This is a genomic window from Nonomuraea sp. ATR24, assembly GCF_041950485.1.
GTDB classification, from domain to species: domain Bacteria; phylum Actinomycetota; class Actinomycetes; order Streptosporangiales; family Streptosporangiaceae; genus Nonomuraea; species Nonomuraea ceibae.
This window is the reverse complement of the sequence record NZ_JBGNUU010000020.1, coordinates 40,662-55,996: the sequence shown is the minus strand read 5'-3', so window position 1 is coordinate 55,996 and position 15,335 is coordinate 40,662. Positions and strand designations below refer to the sequence as shown.

16 protein-coding genes are annotated in these 15,335 nt (G+C 74.0%); 8 read left to right on the top strand and 8 right to left on the bottom strand.

Annotation, left to right across the window (positions count from 1 at the left end; all coding sequences use genetic code 11):
• Entirely contained in the window at nt 1-1,011 is a 1,011-nt protein-coding gene (locus ACBI99_RS35765) for a Vms1/Ankzf1 family peptidyl-tRNA hydrolase (RefSeq protein WP_219503893.1), read from the top strand.
• Here the strand turns inward: ACBI99_RS35765 and ACBI99_RS35760 are convergent.
• From ACBI99_RS35760 to ACBI99_RS35750, 3 genes are read right to left on the bottom strand one after another with little or no spacing between them, the layout of a single operon-like run.
• The gene (locus ACBI99_RS35760) at nt 1,001-1,573 is read right to left on the bottom strand and encodes a lactate utilization protein C (RefSeq protein ID WP_375074489.1); all 573 of its coding nucleotides are present in this window, start codon (nt 1,571-1,573) and stop codon (nt 1,001-1,003) included. The two genes, ACBI99_RS35765 and ACBI99_RS35760, sit on opposite strands and share 11 nt — an antisense overlap.
• Entirely contained in the window at nt 1,560-2,951 is a 1,392-nt protein-coding gene (locus ACBI99_RS35755; protein ID WP_375074488.1) for a lactate utilization protein B, read from the bottom strand. Before ACBI99_RS35755 ends, ACBI99_RS35760 begins: the two co-directional genes overlap by 14 nt.
• The gene (locus ACBI99_RS35750; RefSeq protein ID WP_375074487.1) at nt 2,948-3,679 is read right to left on the bottom strand and encodes a (Fe-S)-binding protein; all 732 of its coding nucleotides are present in this window, start codon (nt 3,677-3,679) and stop codon (nt 2,948-2,950) included. Before ACBI99_RS35750 ends, ACBI99_RS35755 begins: the two co-directional genes overlap by 4 nt.
• Before the next feature lie 95 nt (nt 3,680-3,774).
• On the opposite strand from ACBI99_RS35750, the gene ACBI99_RS35745 reads away from it, so the two are divergent.
• The 4 genes from ACBI99_RS35745 to ACBI99_RS35730 all read left to right on the top strand — a co-directional run bounded on the left by ACBI99_RS35745 (nt 3,775) and on the right by ACBI99_RS35730 (nt 6,309).
• Nucleotides 3,775-4,467 carry a FadR/GntR family transcriptional regulator gene (locus tag ACBI99_RS35745; RefSeq protein WP_219503875.1) on the top strand — a complete coding sequence of 231 codons (693 nt, stop codon included), beginning with the start codon at nt 3,775-3,777 and terminating at the stop codon, nt 4,465-4,467.
• 50 nt (nt 4,468-4,517) lie between these two features.
• Complete coding sequence (locus ACBI99_RS35740; RefSeq protein WP_375074486.1) at nt 4,518-5,429, top strand: class I SAM-dependent methyltransferase; 912 nt, start codon at nt 4,518-4,520, stop codon at nt 5,427-5,429.
• Nucleotides 5,430-5,480: 51 nt separating this feature from the next.
• The gene (locus ACBI99_RS35735) at nt 5,481-5,957 is read left to right on the top strand and encodes a hypothetical protein (protein WP_219503868.1); all 477 of its coding nucleotides are present in this window, start codon (nt 5,481-5,483) and stop codon (nt 5,955-5,957) included.
• Between the two features lie 193 nt (nt 5,958-6,150).
• On the top strand, nt 6,151-6,309 hold the full coding sequence (locus ACBI99_RS35730; protein ID WP_219503865.1) for a hypothetical protein: 159 nt from the start codon (nt 6,151-6,153) through the stop codon (nt 6,307-6,309).
• Here the strand turns inward: ACBI99_RS35730 and ACBI99_RS35725 are convergent.
• Nucleotides 6,296-7,144 carry an NAD(P)H-binding protein gene (locus ACBI99_RS35725; RefSeq protein ID WP_375074485.1) on the bottom strand — a complete coding sequence of 283 codons (849 nt, stop codon included), beginning with the start codon at nt 7,142-7,144 and terminating at the stop codon, nt 6,296-6,298. The genes ACBI99_RS35730 and ACBI99_RS35725 overlap by 14 nt on opposite strands.
• Before the next feature lie 50 nt (nt 7,145-7,194).
• Between ACBI99_RS35725 and ACBI99_RS35720 the strand changes: the two genes are divergently transcribed.
• Nucleotides 7,195-7,914, top strand: a complete 720-nt coding sequence (locus ACBI99_RS35720) for an AraC family transcriptional regulator (protein WP_219503859.1) — start codon at nt 7,195-7,197, stop codon at nt 7,912-7,914.
• Here ACBI99_RS35720 and ACBI99_RS35715 read toward each other — a convergent pair.
• Entirely contained in the window at nt 7,903-9,333 is a 1,431-nt protein-coding gene (locus ACBI99_RS35715; protein ID WP_375074484.1) for a sulfatase, read from the bottom strand. The genes ACBI99_RS35720 and ACBI99_RS35715 overlap by 12 nt on opposite strands.
• 83 nt (nt 9,334-9,416) lie before the next feature.
• Here ACBI99_RS35715 and ACBI99_RS35710 point away from each other — a divergent pair, with 83 nt between their 5' ends.
• The gene (locus ACBI99_RS35710; protein ID WP_219503852.1) at nt 9,417-10,418 is read left to right on the top strand and encodes an LLM class F420-dependent oxidoreductase; all 1,002 of its coding nucleotides are present in this window, start codon (nt 9,417-9,419) and stop codon (nt 10,416-10,418) included.
• A 116-nt stretch (nt 10,419-10,534) separates the two neighbouring features.
• Here the strand turns inward: ACBI99_RS35710 and ACBI99_RS35705 are convergent, their stop codons facing one another.
• The 3 genes from ACBI99_RS35705 to ACBI99_RS35695 all read right to left on the bottom strand — a co-directional run bounded on the left by ACBI99_RS35705 (nt 10,535) and on the right by ACBI99_RS35695 (nt 14,577).
• Nucleotides 10,535-11,521: an NAD-dependent epimerase/dehydratase family protein gene (locus tag ACBI99_RS35705; RefSeq protein ID WP_375074483.1), complete on the bottom strand. Its 987-nt coding sequence runs from the start codon at nt 11,519-11,521 to the stop codon at nt 10,535-10,537.
• 453 nt (nt 11,522-11,974) lie between these two features.
• Entirely contained in the window at nt 11,975-13,903 is a 1,929-nt protein-coding gene (locus ACBI99_RS35700; protein WP_375074482.1) for an FtsX-like permease family protein, read from the bottom strand.
• Nucleotides 13,900-14,577 (bottom strand): ABC transporter ATP-binding protein, encoded by a 678-nt coding sequence (locus ACBI99_RS35695; protein WP_375074481.1) that lies wholly within the window; start codon nt 14,575-14,577, stop codon nt 13,900-13,902. Before ACBI99_RS35695 ends, ACBI99_RS35700 begins: the two co-directional genes overlap by 4 nt.
• A gap of 90 nt (nt 14,578-14,667) precedes the next feature.
• Between ACBI99_RS35695 and ACBI99_RS35690 the strand changes: the two genes are divergently transcribed.
• The gene (locus tag ACBI99_RS35690; RefSeq protein ID WP_219503836.1) at nt 14,668-15,315 is read left to right on the top strand and encodes a response regulator transcription factor; all 648 of its coding nucleotides are present in this window, start codon (nt 14,668-14,670) and stop codon (nt 15,313-15,315) included.
• Nucleotides 15,316-15,335 lie beyond the last annotated feature (20 nt).

Here is a 15,335-nt window from a genome sequence, read left to right as displayed (position 1 = left end):
GTGCGGCTCGACTTCATCCGTCCCCTCTATGAGCGCAGCGGGCCGTACGCGTCCGTGTACGTGGGCGCGATCACCGAGCGGGACAGGTCGACGCAGTGGACGAGCCTGCGCGACAAGCTGGAGCAGGCCGGGGTGAACCCGCCCGCGGCGCTGGAGGACGAGGTGCTGCGCCCGGCGCCCGGGCGGGCCGTGTTCTGCGCCGGGGGTGAGGTGGTGCTGGCCGAGACGTTCAGCGGGCAGCCGGTGCCGCTCGCGCACGTCTCGCCGCTGCCGCTGGTCACGCCCATGCTCATGCGGCGCGGCGAGAGCGTGCCGCACCTGCGCGTGATCATCGACCACGCGGGCGCCGAGGTGAGCGTGTACGCCAACGGCTCGCCGCGCACCGCGACCATCGAGGCCGAGTCCTGGCCGTTGCAGAAGACCGCGCAGGGCGGCTGGTCGCAGAAACGCTACGAGCGGGCCGTCGACGAGACCTGGGAGAAGAACGCCACGGCCGTCGCCCACGAGATCGACGAGCAGGTGCGGCGGATCGGCGCGGAGCTGGTCCTGGTCGCGGGCGAGCCGAAGTCGCGCTCGCTGCTCGGCGACCACCTCGGCACCAAGTCGGCCGACCGGATGCTCATGGTCGAGCACGGCCACCGCGGCGACCACGGCGGCTTCGAGCGCGACGTGCAGAGCGCGCTCGACAGCTGGCTGGACCGCAGGCGGGCCGAGCTGCTCAACCGCCACCGCGAGCAGAACGGGCCCACCGGGCTCGCCAGGGTCGCCCAGGCCCTGCGCGACGGCCGGGTGCACGCCCTGCTCCTGCCGGGCGAGCTGCCCGGCCGCGTCTGGACGGGCGAGAGCGCCACGCAGATCTCCACCGACGCCGGCGAGGTGCGCGCCTGGGGCGTGGCCGAGCCGGTCGAGGAGCGCGCCGACTCGGCGCTGGCCAGGGCGGCGGCCATGACGGACGCCGAGCTCTGGTTCTGCGACGACGTGGCGGACGTCGCGGCGGTGCTCAGATACTGACGATCACTTCGAGCGTCCTGGGGCCGTGCACGCCCTCCACCCGGTTGAGCTCGATGTCGCTGGTGGCGGACGGGCCGCTGATCCAGGTGAGCGGGCGGACCGGGTCGAGCCGGGCGACCGCCTCCGGGACGCTCGCCACGACCTGGTCCGCCCGCACCACGCACAGGTGGTAGTCGGGCACCAGCGTCTGGGCGCGGGTGCCCTGGCCGGGTCCCGCGTCCAGCACGATCGTGCCGGTCTCGGCGATCGCCACCGCGCAGCCGGTGACCACACCGTCGGCGCCGCTCAGCTCGGCCCCGCCCGCCGCGCCGCCCGTCCATTCGTCCGGCAGCCCGTCGGGGACGATCATCCGCCTGCCCCGCACCAGCTCCGCGACCTTGGCCGGCACCTCGGCCGCCGGCAGCACGTGCACGACGGCCCGGTAGTCGTCCACCCGCTCGGTGAACAGCCCCACCGGGTCGTCCACCGGGACACTCGTCCGGTAGTCGCGCGGGATCTCCACCTCGGGCGCGTCGCGGACGGCCCGCCTGATCCGGCCGAGGATCTCCTCACGGGCGCTCATGCCGCTCCCACCAGTCTCTGAACGATTCTTCCGGGATCTCGGGCAGATCCCTCGTGTCGGTCCAGGCCGACAGCGGGCCGGGCAGCCTGCGCGGCACCAGCCCGCGTACGCGCACGGCCAGCCGCTGCGCCTTCGCCAGCCGCGCCTCGTCGCCGAGCACCCAGCCCGCCACCCGCATGCCCGCCCGCTCCGCGGCCCCGTGCGGGGCCTTGGCGCGCAGGTCGACCAGCACCTCGGGGATGTCGATCGCCACCGGGCACACGTCGAAGCACGCGCCGCACAGGCTGGAGGCGTACGGCAGCGAGGCGTCCAGCTCCGAGCCCATGCCGCGCAACTGCGGGGTGAGGATCGCGCCGATGGGCCCCGGATAGACCGACCCGTACGCGTGGCCGCCCGTACGCTCGTAGACCGGGCACACGTTCAGGCAGGCCGAGCAGCGGATGCAGCGCAGCGCCTGACGGCCCACCTCGTCGGCGAGCACGTCCGTGCGCCCGTTGTCGAGCAGCACCAGGTGGAACTCCTGGCCCTCGGTGGCTCCGGTCCACATGCTCGTGTACGGGTTCATCCGCTCGCCGGTCGAGCTGCGGGGCAGCAACTGCAGGAAGATCTCCAGGTCGCGCCAGGAGGGCAGCAGCTTCTCGATGCCGACCACGCTGATCAGCGTCTCGGGCAGCGTCAGGCACATGCGGCCGTTGCCCTCGGACTCCAGCACGACCAGCGTGCCGGTCTCCGCGATCATGAAGTTGGCGCCGGAGATCGCGACCTTGCTCCTGAGGAAGCGCTCGCGCAGGTGAACCCGGGCGGCCTCGGCCAGCGCGGCGGGCTCGTCGCTCAGGCCGTCGGGCGTCTCGGGCATCTTCTCCAGGAAGATCTCGCGGATCTCGGCCCGGTTGCGGTGGATCGCCGGCACCAGGATGTGGCTCGGGAAGTCGTCGCCGAGCTGCACGATCAGCTCCGCCAGGTCCGTCTCGTACGCCGTGATGCCGTGCTCGGCCAGCGCCTCGTTGAGGCCGATCTCCTGGGTGGCCATCGACTTGACCTTGACGACCTCGCTCTCGCCGGTGGCCTGGACCAGGCCGGTGACGATGCGGTTGGCCTCGGCGGCGTCGCGGGCCCAGTGGACGTGGCCGCCCGTCCGGGTGACCGCCTCCTCCAGCTGGACGAGGTAGCGGTCGAGGTGGCGCAGGGTCTCGTCCTTGACGGCCTTGGCGGCGGCGCGGAGCTCCTTCCAGTCGGGCAGCTCGGCCACGACGCTCGCGCGCTTCCCCCGGATGGTGTGCGTAGCCTTGCGGAGGTTGAAGCGGAGTTGCGAGTTCTGAACCGCCTTTTCGGCATTTTTCGGGAAATTGCCTGGCATGCCGAGGAAAGTGCCGCTCATCCCGTCGCCTCCGTCGCGACCAGGATCTCGGCGAGGTGCATGACCCGTACGCCCGCCTTCTGCCGGTCGAGCGTGCCGCCGAGGTGCATCAGGCAGGAGTTGTCCGCCGCGCACAGCACCTCGGCGCCGGTGCCGAGCACGTTGCGCACCTTGTCGGCGCCCATGGCGGCGGAGACGGCCGGGTTCTTCACCGCGAACGTGCCGCCGAAGCCGCAGCACTCGTCGGCCGCCGGGAGCGGGACCAGCTCCAGGCCGCGCACGCGGCTCAGGAGCCGGGCCGGGCGGTCGCCCAGGCGCAGGCCGCGGAGCGAGTGGCACGTCGGGTGATATGTCACCCGGTGCGGGAAATATGCGCCGACGTCCTCCACCTTCAGGACGTCCACCAGGAACTCCGACAGCTCGTACACCTTCGGCGCCACCTCCGCGACGGCCGCCGCTCCCCTGCTGCCGGGCCGCACCAGCTTCGGGTACTGCTCGCGGACCATCGCGGCACACGAACCGGAAGGCGCCACCACCGCGTCGTACCCCGAGAACACCTCGGTGAAGTGACGCGCCAGCCGTACGCCGTCCGCGCGGTAGCCGGTGTTGACGTGCATCTGCCCGCAGCAGGTCTGCGCGGCGGGGAAGTCGACCTCGCAGCCCAGCCTGCGCAGGAGCGACACGACGGCCTTGCCGGTGCCGGGGAAGAGCGTGTCGTTCACACACGTGATGAACAGGGCGACTCGCACGCCTCTCCTTCAGGTATGGTCGGACCACAGTATGGTCAGACCATATCCGATGGCATCGGCGGACCGCATCCCCGCCACGCTCCGAGGGGGCCTCGTTGACCGACACCCGCTGGCGTCCCGTCAAGCGGACCCGCACGTTCGAGGACGTGCTCGCGCAGATCGAGCACCGCATCTCCGAGGACGGCCTCACCGCCGGCGACCGGCTCCCCGCCGAGCGGCAGCTCGCCGAGCAGCTCGGGGTCAGCCGGTCATCGGTACGCGAGGCGATGCGCGTGCTGGAGACGCTCGGCGTCGTGTCCTCCCAGGCCGGCCGGGGCCCCGACGCGGGCGCCGTGCTCGTCTCCCGTCCCGACACCGCGTTGACCGACCTGCTCCGGCTGCACCTCGGCCTGGCCGCCCTGGAGCTGCGCGAGGTCGTCGACACCCGGCTGATGATCGAACGCTGGGCCGCCGGCCACGCCGCCACCGCCCGCGCCGACACCTCGGCCCTCACCGCCGCCTACGAAGGGATGGCGGCGGCGCGCACGCCGGAGGAGTTCGTGGAGCACGACACCGCCTTCCACTGCGCGCTCGCCGACGCCTCAGGCAACCGGCTGACCGGGGCCATCATGCGGTCGCTGCGCGACTCCATGCGGCGCTACGCGGTCGAGGCGGTGGAACGGCTGGGCGACACCACGGCGCTCCAGGCCGACCACGCGCGCATCCTCGCCGCCATCACCGGCGGCGACCCCGGCGAGGCCGAGCGGGCGGTCACGGACCACCTCGCCCGCGCCTACCCCTCGCTCTGACGGCGTAAATAGCTGGCGGCGTCCGGAACGTCCTGGCTAGTCTCGCCCGGGTGATCCACGAGCACCCCCTGGCCTACCTGCTGGGCATCGAAGGGGCCGCCCTGCTGCGGTCCTTCACCGGCGGGCACGACCGCGCGTTCGTCGAGGCCCGCATCGCCGAGATCCGCAGGCTGCTGGACGACGAGGCGCTGGCCGACGCCGCCGTCGAGGTCGCGCGGGTGGAGTCGGCCGAGGGATACCGGATCTGGTCCGGCACCTACGACGGGCCGAACGGGCTGTTCGACATCGACGAGCCCCTCGTGGCCGGTATCGTCGGCGAGCTGCCGCCGGGCGCCGCCCTGGACGCCGCCTGCGGCACCGGCCGGATGGCGGCGGCCCTCGCCGGGCGCGGCCACCAGGTCATCGGCGTGGACAGCTCGCCCGACATGCTCGCCCTGGCCCGCGAACGGGTGCCGCAGGGCGACTTCCGCCACGGCGAGCTGGACCGGCTGCCGGTGCCCGACGACGCCGTGGACCTCGTGGTCTGCTCCTTGGCGCTGACTCACGTGCCGTCGCTCGGGCCCGCGATGGCGGAGTTCGCCCGGGTGCTGCGGCCCGGCGGCCACCTCGTGATCTCCGACATGCACCCCGAGGGGGTCGCGCGCGGCTTCGTCCCCACGGTGCGCCTGCCCGACGGACGGCCCGGGCGGATCGCCACCTACCACCACCCGGTGGGCGACTACCTGCGCGCCGCCCTGGCCGCCGGCCTCCAGCTCCGCGCCTGCGAGGAACCCCGCCTCCCCCCGGCTCCCGCCCCGGCCGAACCCCTCACCACCTCGGAGGCGGTCGCCCGGTGGGACGTCTGGCCCTGGATCCTCACCGCCGTGGTCCCCGAAGCCACCCAGGCCGCCAACACCGACCGCCCCACCATGATCATCTGGCACTTCACCCTCCCTGCCGAAACCCCCGCCTCCACCGACTGACGAGCACTACCGTTTCCGCCGTGCGCACCCACGGATCGGAGGCCGGCCTCGATGCTCTTCAGCTTGGTGCGAGCGCAGCTTGCGGCATGCGCGATGGTCACGCTCATGACCGCGCCCGCCAGATGCGACGAGCAGGACCGCACCGGTGAGAGGGGGCGCGTGTCCGAACCCCGGTGCTTCATGGAGGTGCTTCATCAGACCGTCAGCGTGTCCGCGGCGGGGATCGGCGCCACCCTGAAGTACTGGTGCGACCTTCCACCTGTCCGGCACCGGATCTCCCTTCGCCTGCAGACCCGGGACACCAACGGCCGTTGGGTGACAATGGACGAGAGGACCGACAGGAGGGTGCCCGTGCCGGAGCCGCAGACGCTGACGGTCGCAGTGCCGTGTTTTCCCGGGCTGTGGCGGGCCCGTGGGACGGCGGTGGGCGCCCTGCGGGCGGACGACGGACGGGTGCAGGAGTTCGAGCCCGCCCAGAAGGACAGCGCGGAGAGGCTGGTGTCCACTGATGAATGCGGGATCGGCTGACTCGTGGAGGCGGCGGCGGGAAGCGTTCGGGCACTTGGCCGGGGTGCTGCGGTGGTGTCTTTCCGGCCGTACCCGGTCCGGGGTGACCGGGTACGCTCCGGCGCCCGGGTCGCGGTGGGCGGCCCTTCCGGCGGCGGCCCGGCAGCTGGTTCGGCCGCGTACGGTCCCGGCCCCGGCGGTCGAGCGGTGGGTGTTGAGCAGGGAGAGGGGCGGTTGGGTGGTGCGGCCCGCCGGTGGCGGGACGCCCGTCCACTTCACCGCCGCCATCCCCCAGGACGACCAGGAGGCCGCCTTCGACTGGGCCGGGGAGGTCGTGCCTCGGGCGGGACGTACGGGGATCAGTTACCGGTGAAGGCGGTCAGGTGGTCGGCGGCCCAGGTGGCGTAGGTGGCCGCGGGGCGGCCCAGGATGCGCGGGACCGTGTCGGTGACGCCCGGCGAGCCGCCGTCCCGGAGCATCGCCCAGCCCGAGGCGGCGAGGTCGGCCAGCACCGGGTCGGCGCCGGCGGCGACCATCTGGTCCCGGGCTGCGGCGGCCGGCACGTCGACGGTCTCCAGGGGGCGGCCGAGCAGTCGTGCCAGGGTCGCGACCTGGTCGGGGACGCTCACCATCGCGGGCCCGGTCAGGTCGTGGGAGCGCCCCTCGTGGCCCGGCGAGGTGAGCGCGGCGACGGCGACCGCCGCCACGTCGCGCGGGTCGACGACGGGGTGCGTGCCGTCGCCGGTGAAGTTCGGGATCGGCGCGCCCGTCCGTACGGCCTCGGCCCAGGCCAGCGAGTTGGACGCGAACCCGGCGGGCCGCAGCAGCGTCCAGGCCAGGCCGCCGGCCGCGACGGCCCGCTCGCCGGGCCGGTGCCAGGCGCCGGGGTCGGCGCCGCCGGTCGCGGCGACGGGGATGGTGGAGAGCTTCACCACCTTCTTGACGCCCGCCGCGCGGGCGGCCTCGACCAGGGCGAGGTCGTGGGCGGGCAGGGCGGGGCCGAACGCGGTGGCGAGGAACGCGGCGGTGACGCCGTCGAAGGCGGCGGCGAGCGAGCGGGGGTCGGCGTAGTCGGCGCGGACGACGCCGGCCCCGGCGGGGGCGCGTGCCGGGTCGCGGACCAGGACGCGGACCGGCTCGCCGCGGCCGGTGAGCAGGCGGGTCACGTGGCCGCCGATGGTGCCCGTGGCACCGGTGATCAGGATCATGGGTTCACCGTGCCGCCGCACCCGCCCGCGACTCTAGGAAGAATCGGCATATGAAGGACGCCGCCTCCGCTCACCTCTCCTTCCACGTCCGCGAGCCCGACACGGCGGCCACGGTGGCCTTCCGCACGGGCACCGACGGCGCGGGCGAGCTGTACGCGCTCGGGCCCCGCACCCGGGCCTCGTACCTGGAGCCCAAGCTGGTGCCGCACTGCGTGACGGTACGGCTGCGGCCGGGGCGGGCCCGGCCGCTGCTCGGGGTGGCGCTGGACGAGCTCGCCGACCGGGTCGTGCCGCTGCGGGAGCTGTGGGGCGTACGGGCCGACCGGCTGGCGGACGAGCTGGCCGGGCAGGCGGGCGGCGACGGCTGGGAGCGGCGGGCTCGGGAGCGGATCGAGGCGGCGTTCCTGGAACGGCTGGCCGGGCAGCCGCGCGCCGACCTCGACCGCGCGCACCTGGTGGACGCGGCGGCGAGGCTGCTGCCTCGGGCCGGCGTGCGGGCGGTGGCGGGCGAGCTGGGGGTGAGCGAGCGGCATCTGCGTGACGTGTTCACGGCGGGCGTCGGGGTGGCGCCCAAGCGGTTCGCCAGGATCGACCGGGTACGTCGGGTGCTGGGCGAGGTGTGCCGCCGGCCGGCCGCGGCGCTGGCCGCCGACGCGGGCTACTACGACCAGTCGCACATGACCGCCGAGTTCCGCGCAGTGATGGGGGTGCCGCCGAGCGCCTACCGGGCGGGCCGGCTGCCCGCGCCGGCTCCGTGCTCAGCCGCGTGAGTCGGCCACCCGGCACGACGCCCCGGAGCACGCGCGCATCCCGTCGAGCCGGGCGCGCAGACGCGCCACCAGCCTCGGGTCGGCGTCCGCGGCCAGGTTGTGGAGCTGGTACGGGTCCGTCCGCAGGTCGTACAGCTGCTCCTCCCCCGTCGCATATCTGACGTACGTGTGGCGTTCGGTGCGCAACGCCTGGTAGGGCGGCACCGGGGTCTGCGCGGCCGAGGACCGCTTGGCCGGGCGGGCGAACTCGACCAGCACGTTCCTGCGCCGCGTGGCGGGCCGCTCGCCGCGCAGCAGCGGCGCCAGCGAGCGCCCCTCGGCGAACGGCGGCACCTCGGCCCCGCCGAGCTCGGCGAACGTCGGCGCCAGGTCCACGGTCGCGCCCAGCTCGCTGATCGTCGTCCCGGGGCGCACCCCGGGCCCGCGTACGGCCAGCGGCACCCTGATGGCCTCGTCGAACGGCGTGGTCTTGCCCTGCGCGAGCCGGTGCGTGCCCTGGTGGAAGCCGTTGTCGGAGCCGAAGAACAGGTACGTGTTGTCCAGTTTGCCGCTCTCCTCCAGGGCGGCGACCACGGCGCCGACGAGGTCGTCGACGCCGAGCATGGCGCGCATCCGGTTGCGGTGGCGCCGGTCGACGGCGGCGAGCTCGCGTTCGTCCAGCGGCGGCCGGGAGCGCAGCCAGAGGGGTTCGCGGCTCACGTCCTCCTGGTTGAACGACGGCGGCCGGGGCGCCCTGGCCCAGGCGAAGGCGTCGGTGTGGCGCAGCGCCGGGTTGGCCGGCAGGTGCGGCGCGATGGGGTTGAGGAACAGGAAGAACGGCCCCCGGGAGCCGGTGATGAAGTCGCGCGCCTTGTCGGCCAGCACGTCGGCGAGGTAGTCCTGCTCGCCCCAGCCGTACTCGGCCAGGTCGCCGTTGGCGTTGAGCCGGTAGCCGTACTCGTCGTACAGGTTGCGCACCGGGACATGCCATTCGTCCCAGCCCGGCGGCACGTAGTCGTCGGGGGCCGCCTTGTCCGGGTAGTGGTTGAGGTACTTGCCCATGAGCGCGGTGCGATATCCGGCATCGCGCATCCAGGTGCCGATGGTGGAGCGTTCCCGGCCGAGCTCGTGAAAGCGCTCGAATCCGCCCTCGGGTGGCGTGTTCGTCCAGACGCCGTGGCTGTGGACGTACTGGGATCTGAGGATCGAGGCGCGTGACGGGCAGCACCAGGAGTTCGTCACGAAGAACCGGTCGAACGACGCGCCCTGCTGCACGATATGGCGCGAAATATTGGGAAACTGCGTCAGATTTCCCGCTTCGAGATCGTCCGCCATGACGAACACGATGTTCGGCCGCGACCCGCCGGAAACGACCACCGGCTCGGCTCCAGGCACCAGGAGGAGCAGGACGCACACCACATGCCGCAGACCCTTGAGCACGAAAGCACTCGTCCCCGGATGATCCCGCATTGACACCCGCCCCCGCGCCACCCGTAAATGGAACTTGATTCGGGAGGCGCCTCATGAAGCTCGGCCTGAACCTCGGCTACTGGCAACGCCACGCCGACGACGCGACCGACTCGGTGCTCGCCGCCGAGCGGCTCGGCTACGACTCGGTGTGGACCGCCGAGGCGTACGGCAGCGACGTGTTCACCCCGCTGGCCTGGTACGGCGCGCGCACCACGCGCATCAAACTGGGCACCTCGATCGCCCAGATGTCAGCCCGGCCGCCGGTCACCACCGCCATGACCGCGATGACGCTCGACCACCTCACCGGCGGACGCCTGCTGCTCGGCATCGGCGCCTCCGGCCCCCAGGTCGTCGAGGGCTGGTACGGCCAGCCGTTCGCCAAGCCGCTGGCCAGGACCCGCGAGTACGTCGACATCATGCGCCAGGTGTGGCGCCGCGAGCACCCGGTCACCTCCGGCGGCCCCCACTACCCGCTCCCCCTGCCGGGCGGCCTCGGCAAACCGCTCAAGCCCATCACCCACCCGCTGCGCCCCGACATCCCCGTCTACCTGGGCGCCGAAGGCCCCAAGAACGTCGCCCTGGCCGCCGAACTCGGCCAGGGCTGGCTCCCGCTGTTCGCCCTGCCCGGCAAGATCGAGGAGATGTACGGCCCGGCCCTCGCCGGCCGCGACCCGGGCTTCGACATCGCCGCCATGGTCATGGTCGTCATCTCCGACGACGTCCGGTCCGCCCTGGACGGGGTCAAGATGATGCTCACCCTCTACATCGGCGGCATGGGCGCCAAACAGCGCAACTTCCACGCCGACATCATCGGCCGCATGGGCTACGCCGAGGCCGCCGAGCGCATCCAGGCGCTCTACCTCGCCGGGCGCAAGGACGAGGCGTTCCGCGCCATCCCCGACGAACTCGCCGACGGCATCTCCCTGGTCGGGCCGCCGGGCCGCATCAAGGAACGCCTGGAACCCTGGCACAAGTCCCCCGTCACGACCCTGCTGGTCATGGGCCCCCGCGACGAGCCCTCCCTCCGCCTCACCCGCGACCTCGTCCTGAGCTGACCCCGCCAACCCGAGCCCTCCCGGCACGGAGACCCGCCCGCCTGCCGCAGGCCGACCCCGGGAGGCGCCGTCCTACGGCAGGCGCCCACCCATAAGGCGCCGGTCCGGAAGGGACGTCAGCCGAGGGCGGCCAGGAGTTCCTGTTCGCGGGCAGCGCTGAGACCGGCTCGGCGCTCGCGGTCGAGGCCCTGCTCGCGCTCCCAGCGCAGGGTGTCGGCCAGCAGCTCGGCGCGCGGCCGGTGGCTGAGCCCGGCGGCGCGCGCGGCCGCCCCGGTGCGGGCCGACCAGCCCTCCCAGCCCGGCTCCGGCAGCCACATCGGCAGCGACTCAGGCCCCATGTACTGGCCCACGCCGTTGGCCACCAGCCAGTCGGAGCTCGCGGTGACGACCGGACCGGTGTGGCCGCCGACCGTACGGGCCAGCTCGATCCACTCCCCGAACGGCACCGTCGGCCCCACGGCGTCGAACGTGCCCGTGCCGCCCTTCTCGGCCGAGTCCAGCAGCCACGCGCTCAGGTCACGCACATCCACGGCCTGCGTCGGGCTGTCCGGTTCGTCCGGGACCAGCATCGGGCCGAGCGGGTCGCGGGCCGCCCGCGCCACCCAGTAGCCGGAGCGCCCGCTGTGGTCGCCCGGCCCGCCGATGAGCCCCGCGCGGGCGACCAGCAGCCGGTCCCCGGCCGCCGACGCCGACGCCTGCTCGCAGGCGACCTTCGCCTCGCCGTAGAGCTCACGGTCCACCTCGTCCCGGTCGGTGGGCGCGAGCAGCTCCGCCGACTCGTCCGCGCCCGGGGTGGCGTGGGAGGCGTACGCGTTGACGGAGGAGACGTACGTCCAGTGCCGCGCCCGCCCGGCCAGCGCGTCCAGCGCCCCGCGCACGAAGCCCGGCTGCCACGACACCTCGACCACCGCGTCCCAGTCACGCCCGGCCAGCCGCTCGTACGCCGCGGGGTCACGCCGGTCGGCGGCCACCAGCGTCGCCCCGTCGGCCACCTGCCCGCTCTCGCCGCGCGCCAGGCACGTCACCCGGTGCCCGCGTTCGATCGCCTGCCGCGACAGCTCCCGCCCCACCCAGGCGGTCCCGCCCAGTACCAAGATCTCCATTCCGCCATCCAAACACCCCACCCACCCCAAACCCACCCAGATTCGCCCACAGCGCACCCACCCACCACCCCGGCCCGGCGAAGGGAACGCCCCCGACGGCACCCCCTTCCCGGATGGGACTGGGCGTGACCGACGGGGCTGGTGGTTGGGCGGGTGCTTACGGAACGACCCCTTACGGAGCCGGCGGCGACCTCGCGGCGCCGAGCGGCCCAAGCGGCCGGTCCGCCACCCCGGGGCCGACCGGGTGGGCGCAGCCGGGGCGCGGGCCACCCCCGAAGGCCGAAGGCCGAGGTGACGGAGGAGCCGCCCGCCCGTTCGGCAGCCCGGCCAGGGTGGGCGGCCGCGGCGCTCGGCGGCCCGGGGCCCTTCTCCGCAGACCCGGGCGGTGGTGGAGCGGCCCCGCCCCGCGCGCAGCCGAGCGGGGGGCAACCCCGGTCCGACGTCCCGTGAAGGTCAGTCGGGGCGGGGGGCGGGGTCGGTGGTGACCGCGCGGAGGAGGGGGCGGCTGAGGGCGCCGGCGGCGAGGACGCCGGCGAAGCCGAGCCCGACGCACACCAGCAGCATGATCAGCCCATTGGCGTTCGGCGCGCCGAACATGAACGGCGTGGCGCAGAAGGCCCCGACCAGGATGGAGCCGCCGCCCATGACGGTGAGCGGGATGAGCGTCTCGGCCCGCCGGGCCCGGTCGAGCACGGTGAGGGGGGTGCCCGCGAGCCTGAGCAGCCCGTACGTCTGCCGCCGGTCCAGGATGGAGGAGGCGGCGGTGATGCCGGCGCTGGCGATGGCGACGAGGAAGGACACCGACAGCACGACGACGGTGCCGACGCCGATGTCGGCGAGGAGCTGGGCGCCGGTGTGGTCGTCGTCGGCCCCGGTGGTGGCGGTGCGGCCGGGGACGAGGCCGGCGAGCGCGGTGCGGCCGCGGTCGAGGGTGGCGGGGTCGTCGCGGTTGGCCACGGTGACGGCGACGACGTCGTCGGACTGCTTGACGGTGGCGGTGACGCCGGCTTCGCGGAGCCGGTCGCGGGCGTGTTCGGCGACGGTGGCGGACGAGCCTTCGGGGACGAGGACGCGGAGCTGGCCTGGGACGGCGTCGCTGGTGAGCACGCCGGGGCTGAGCAGGGCGAGGAACCCGGCGACGAACCCGGTGAGCGCGACGCCGCTGACGGTGCGCCAGGCCGAGCGGGGGTCGTCGACGAGCCGCCGTCCGGCCAGCAGCCGGGCGGGCCCGCGGGCGCCGCGGGCGGTGATGCGGCCGATGAGGGCGACGACCCACGGCCCGACCAGGTTGACGGACAGGAACGCGAGCCCGATCGCCGCCACGATGATCGCGATGCCGGTGTCGCGCCCCATCAGAGGGAACGCGGCGAGCGCGGCGAGCAGGACGAGGACGCGCAGGAAGCGCATGGCGGGCGGCGTCTCGCGTTTGGCGACGCCGAGCGGGCTGACCACGACGCGGCGCAGCCCGGCGACGGCGGACAGGCCGACCAGCAGGGGCACGGCGACGACGGTGGCGGCGAGCACGGGCGGGTCGGGCCACAGGTCTGCGGCGAACCAGGGGCCGCCGCTCATGCGGATGCGGGTCAGCAGCGGCAGGGCGAGGGCGTAGGCGACGGTGCCGGTGAGCACGCCGGCGAACGCGACGATGACGGCTTCGGCGACGGTCATGCCGACGACCTGGCCGGGGGTCGCGCCGACGAGCCGGAGGGCGGCGAGCCGCTGGTCGCGTCTGGCGACGGTGAGCCGGGCGGCGGCCCCGCCGAAGACGAGCAGCGGCACCGCCATGAGCACGCTGCCGATGAGCGCGAGGATGCGGTAGCCCTGGGAGTCCATGGACGGCTCCCCGGCGAGGTCGGCGACGCGTACGGGGGCGTCGTCGGCGCCGCGTGGCGCGGTCATGACGGGCGCGTCGGGGCGCTGGCCGACGACGGCGACCAGCTCTTCGGGGTGGACGAGGGCTTCCTCGCCGAGCACGCCGGTCATGGCGGGGAAGCGCCCGGCGAGCTGCGCGGCGGGCAGTTGCTTGGCCAGGGCGGCGAGCGCGGGCGAGAAGTACGCCTCGCCGGGCGCGGGGAAGCGCGGCATGCCGGGCGGGACGGGCAGGGAGCTGCCGAGGGCGGCGAGGTCGACGATGACGATCTGCCGGTCGCGTACGTAGTCGAGCCGGGTGCCTTCGACGGCGACGGCCCGCTGCCCCTGGGCGGCGGGGACCGGGTTGCGCCAGGCGCCGCGCTCGCCCCTGTCCTCGAAGGCGAAGTTGGCGGTGACGGCGAACAGCAGCAGCGCCGTGGAGACCGCCACGGCGCCGAGGGTGAGCCAGGTGCCGAGCAGGCCGCGGCGGCCGCCGCCTTTGAGCAGCCGCCAGGTGAGTTCGAGGTTCACGCCGGGACCCCGCCTGCGAGGAGCTTGCCGTCGCGGACCTCGACGGTGCGGTCGCACCAGGCGGCCACGTTGGGGTCGTGGGTGACGACGATCAGGGAGGCCCCGTTGGCGCGGGTCGCCTCGACGAGCAGGCGCATCGTGTCGTGGCCGGTGCTCTGGTCGAGCGCGCCGGTGGGCTCGTCGGCGAACACGACGGCGGGCTTGGTGACGAGGGCGCGGGCGATCGCCACGCGCTGGGCCTGGCCGCCGGACAGCTCGCCGGGCCGCCGCGTCTCCATGCCCTGGAGCCCGAGGGGCCCGAACCACTCGCGTGCCTGGCGGACGGCCTTTGCCCTGGCGACGCCGCCGAGCATGAGCGGGAGCGCGACGTTCTCCTCGGCGGGCAGCTCCGGCAGGAGCTGGCCGAACTGGAACACGAACCCGAACCGGGTGCGGCGCAGGGCGCTGCGCTCGCGCTCGCCCATGGCGTCGATGCGCTGCCCGAGCAGGTGCACCTCGCCGTCGTCCGGCTTCATGATCCCGGCCAGGCAGTGGAGCAGGGTGGACTTGCCGGAGCCGCTCGGCCCCATGATCGCCACCGCTTCGGCGGCCCGTACGGTGATGTCCACGCCACCGAGGGCGACTGTCTGCCCGAACCTCTTGGTCAGAGCCAATCCTGCAAGCACGTCGTTCATGCGGGCAAGCCTCCCGCCGGGGCGGGGTGCGGCGGATCGGCCTTGTGACCGGTTGCGCCTCGGCCGAACGGCTGATCCTAGAGTTGGGCCGTGACTATTCGGGTACTCATCGCCGACGACCAGCAGCTCGTGCGCACCGGCTTCCAGATGATCCTGGACGCCCAACCGGACATGGAGGTCGTCGCCGCGGTGGCCGACGGCGCCGACGCGGTCGCGGAGGCCAGGCGGCTCAGGCCGGACGTGTGCCTGCTCGACATCCGGATGCCGAGGCTCGACGGGCTGGAGGCGACCCGGGCGCTGGCCGGCCCGGGGGTGGAGAGCCCGCTGCGGGTGGTCATCGTCACCACGTTCGACCTGGACGAGTACGTGTACGGGGCGCTGCGGGCGGGGGCGACCGGGTTCCTGCTGAAGGACAGCGGGCCGACGCTGCTGGTGGAGGCGGTCAGGGCGGCGGCGAGCGGGGAGTCGCTGGTGTCGCCGTCGGTGACCGTGCGGCTGCTGCGGCATCTGGCGCAGCCGCAGCGCCGGGCCGCGCCGCTGCCCGAGCCGCTGACCGACCGGGAGCTCGACGTGGTGCGGCTGATCGCGCGGGGGCGGACCAACCAGGAGGTGGCCGCCGAGCTGTTCGTGTCGCTGTCGACGGTCAAGACGCATCTGGGCAGCATCTTCGCCAAACTCGGCGCTCGGAACCGGGTGGAAATCGCGGCTTGGGCGTGGGAATCGGGGGTCGTGAGCTGATTAACCGAGGTGCCCGCGGG

Bases quoted from the DNA above. Each gene is read 5' to 3' on its own strand.
- ACBI99_RS35760 (WP_375074489.1), bottom strand. From the start codon at position 1,573: ATGAGCGCCCGTGAGGAGATCCTCGGCCGGATCAGGCGGGCCGTCCGC.
- ACBI99_RS35755 (WP_375074488.1), bottom strand. From the start codon at position 2,951: ATGAGCGGCACTTTCCTCGGCATGCCAGGCAATTTCCCGAAAAATGCC.
- ACBI99_RS35735 (WP_219503868.1), top strand. From the start codon at position 5,481: ATGCTCTTCAGCTTGGTGCGAGCGCAGCTTGCGGCATGCGCGATGGTC.
- ACBI99_RS35725 (WP_375074485.1), bottom strand. From the start codon at position 7,144: ATGATCCTGATCACCGGTGCCACGGGCACCATCGGCGGCCACGTGACC.
- ACBI99_RS35720 (WP_219503859.1), top strand. From the start codon at position 7,195: ATGAAGGACGCCGCCTCCGCTCACCTCTCCTTCCACGTCCGCGAGCCC.
- ACBI99_RS35710 (WP_219503852.1), top strand. From the start codon at position 9,417: ATGAAGCTCGGCCTGAACCTCGGCTACTGGCAACGCCACGCCGACGAC.
- ACBI99_RS35705 (WP_375074483.1), bottom strand. From the start codon at position 11,521: ATGGAGATCTTGGTACTGGGCGGGACCGCCTGGGTGGGGCGGGAGCTG.
- ACBI99_RS35695 (WP_375074481.1), bottom strand. From the start codon at position 14,577: ATGAACGACGTGCTTGCAGGATTGGCTCTGACCAAGAGGTTCGGGCAG.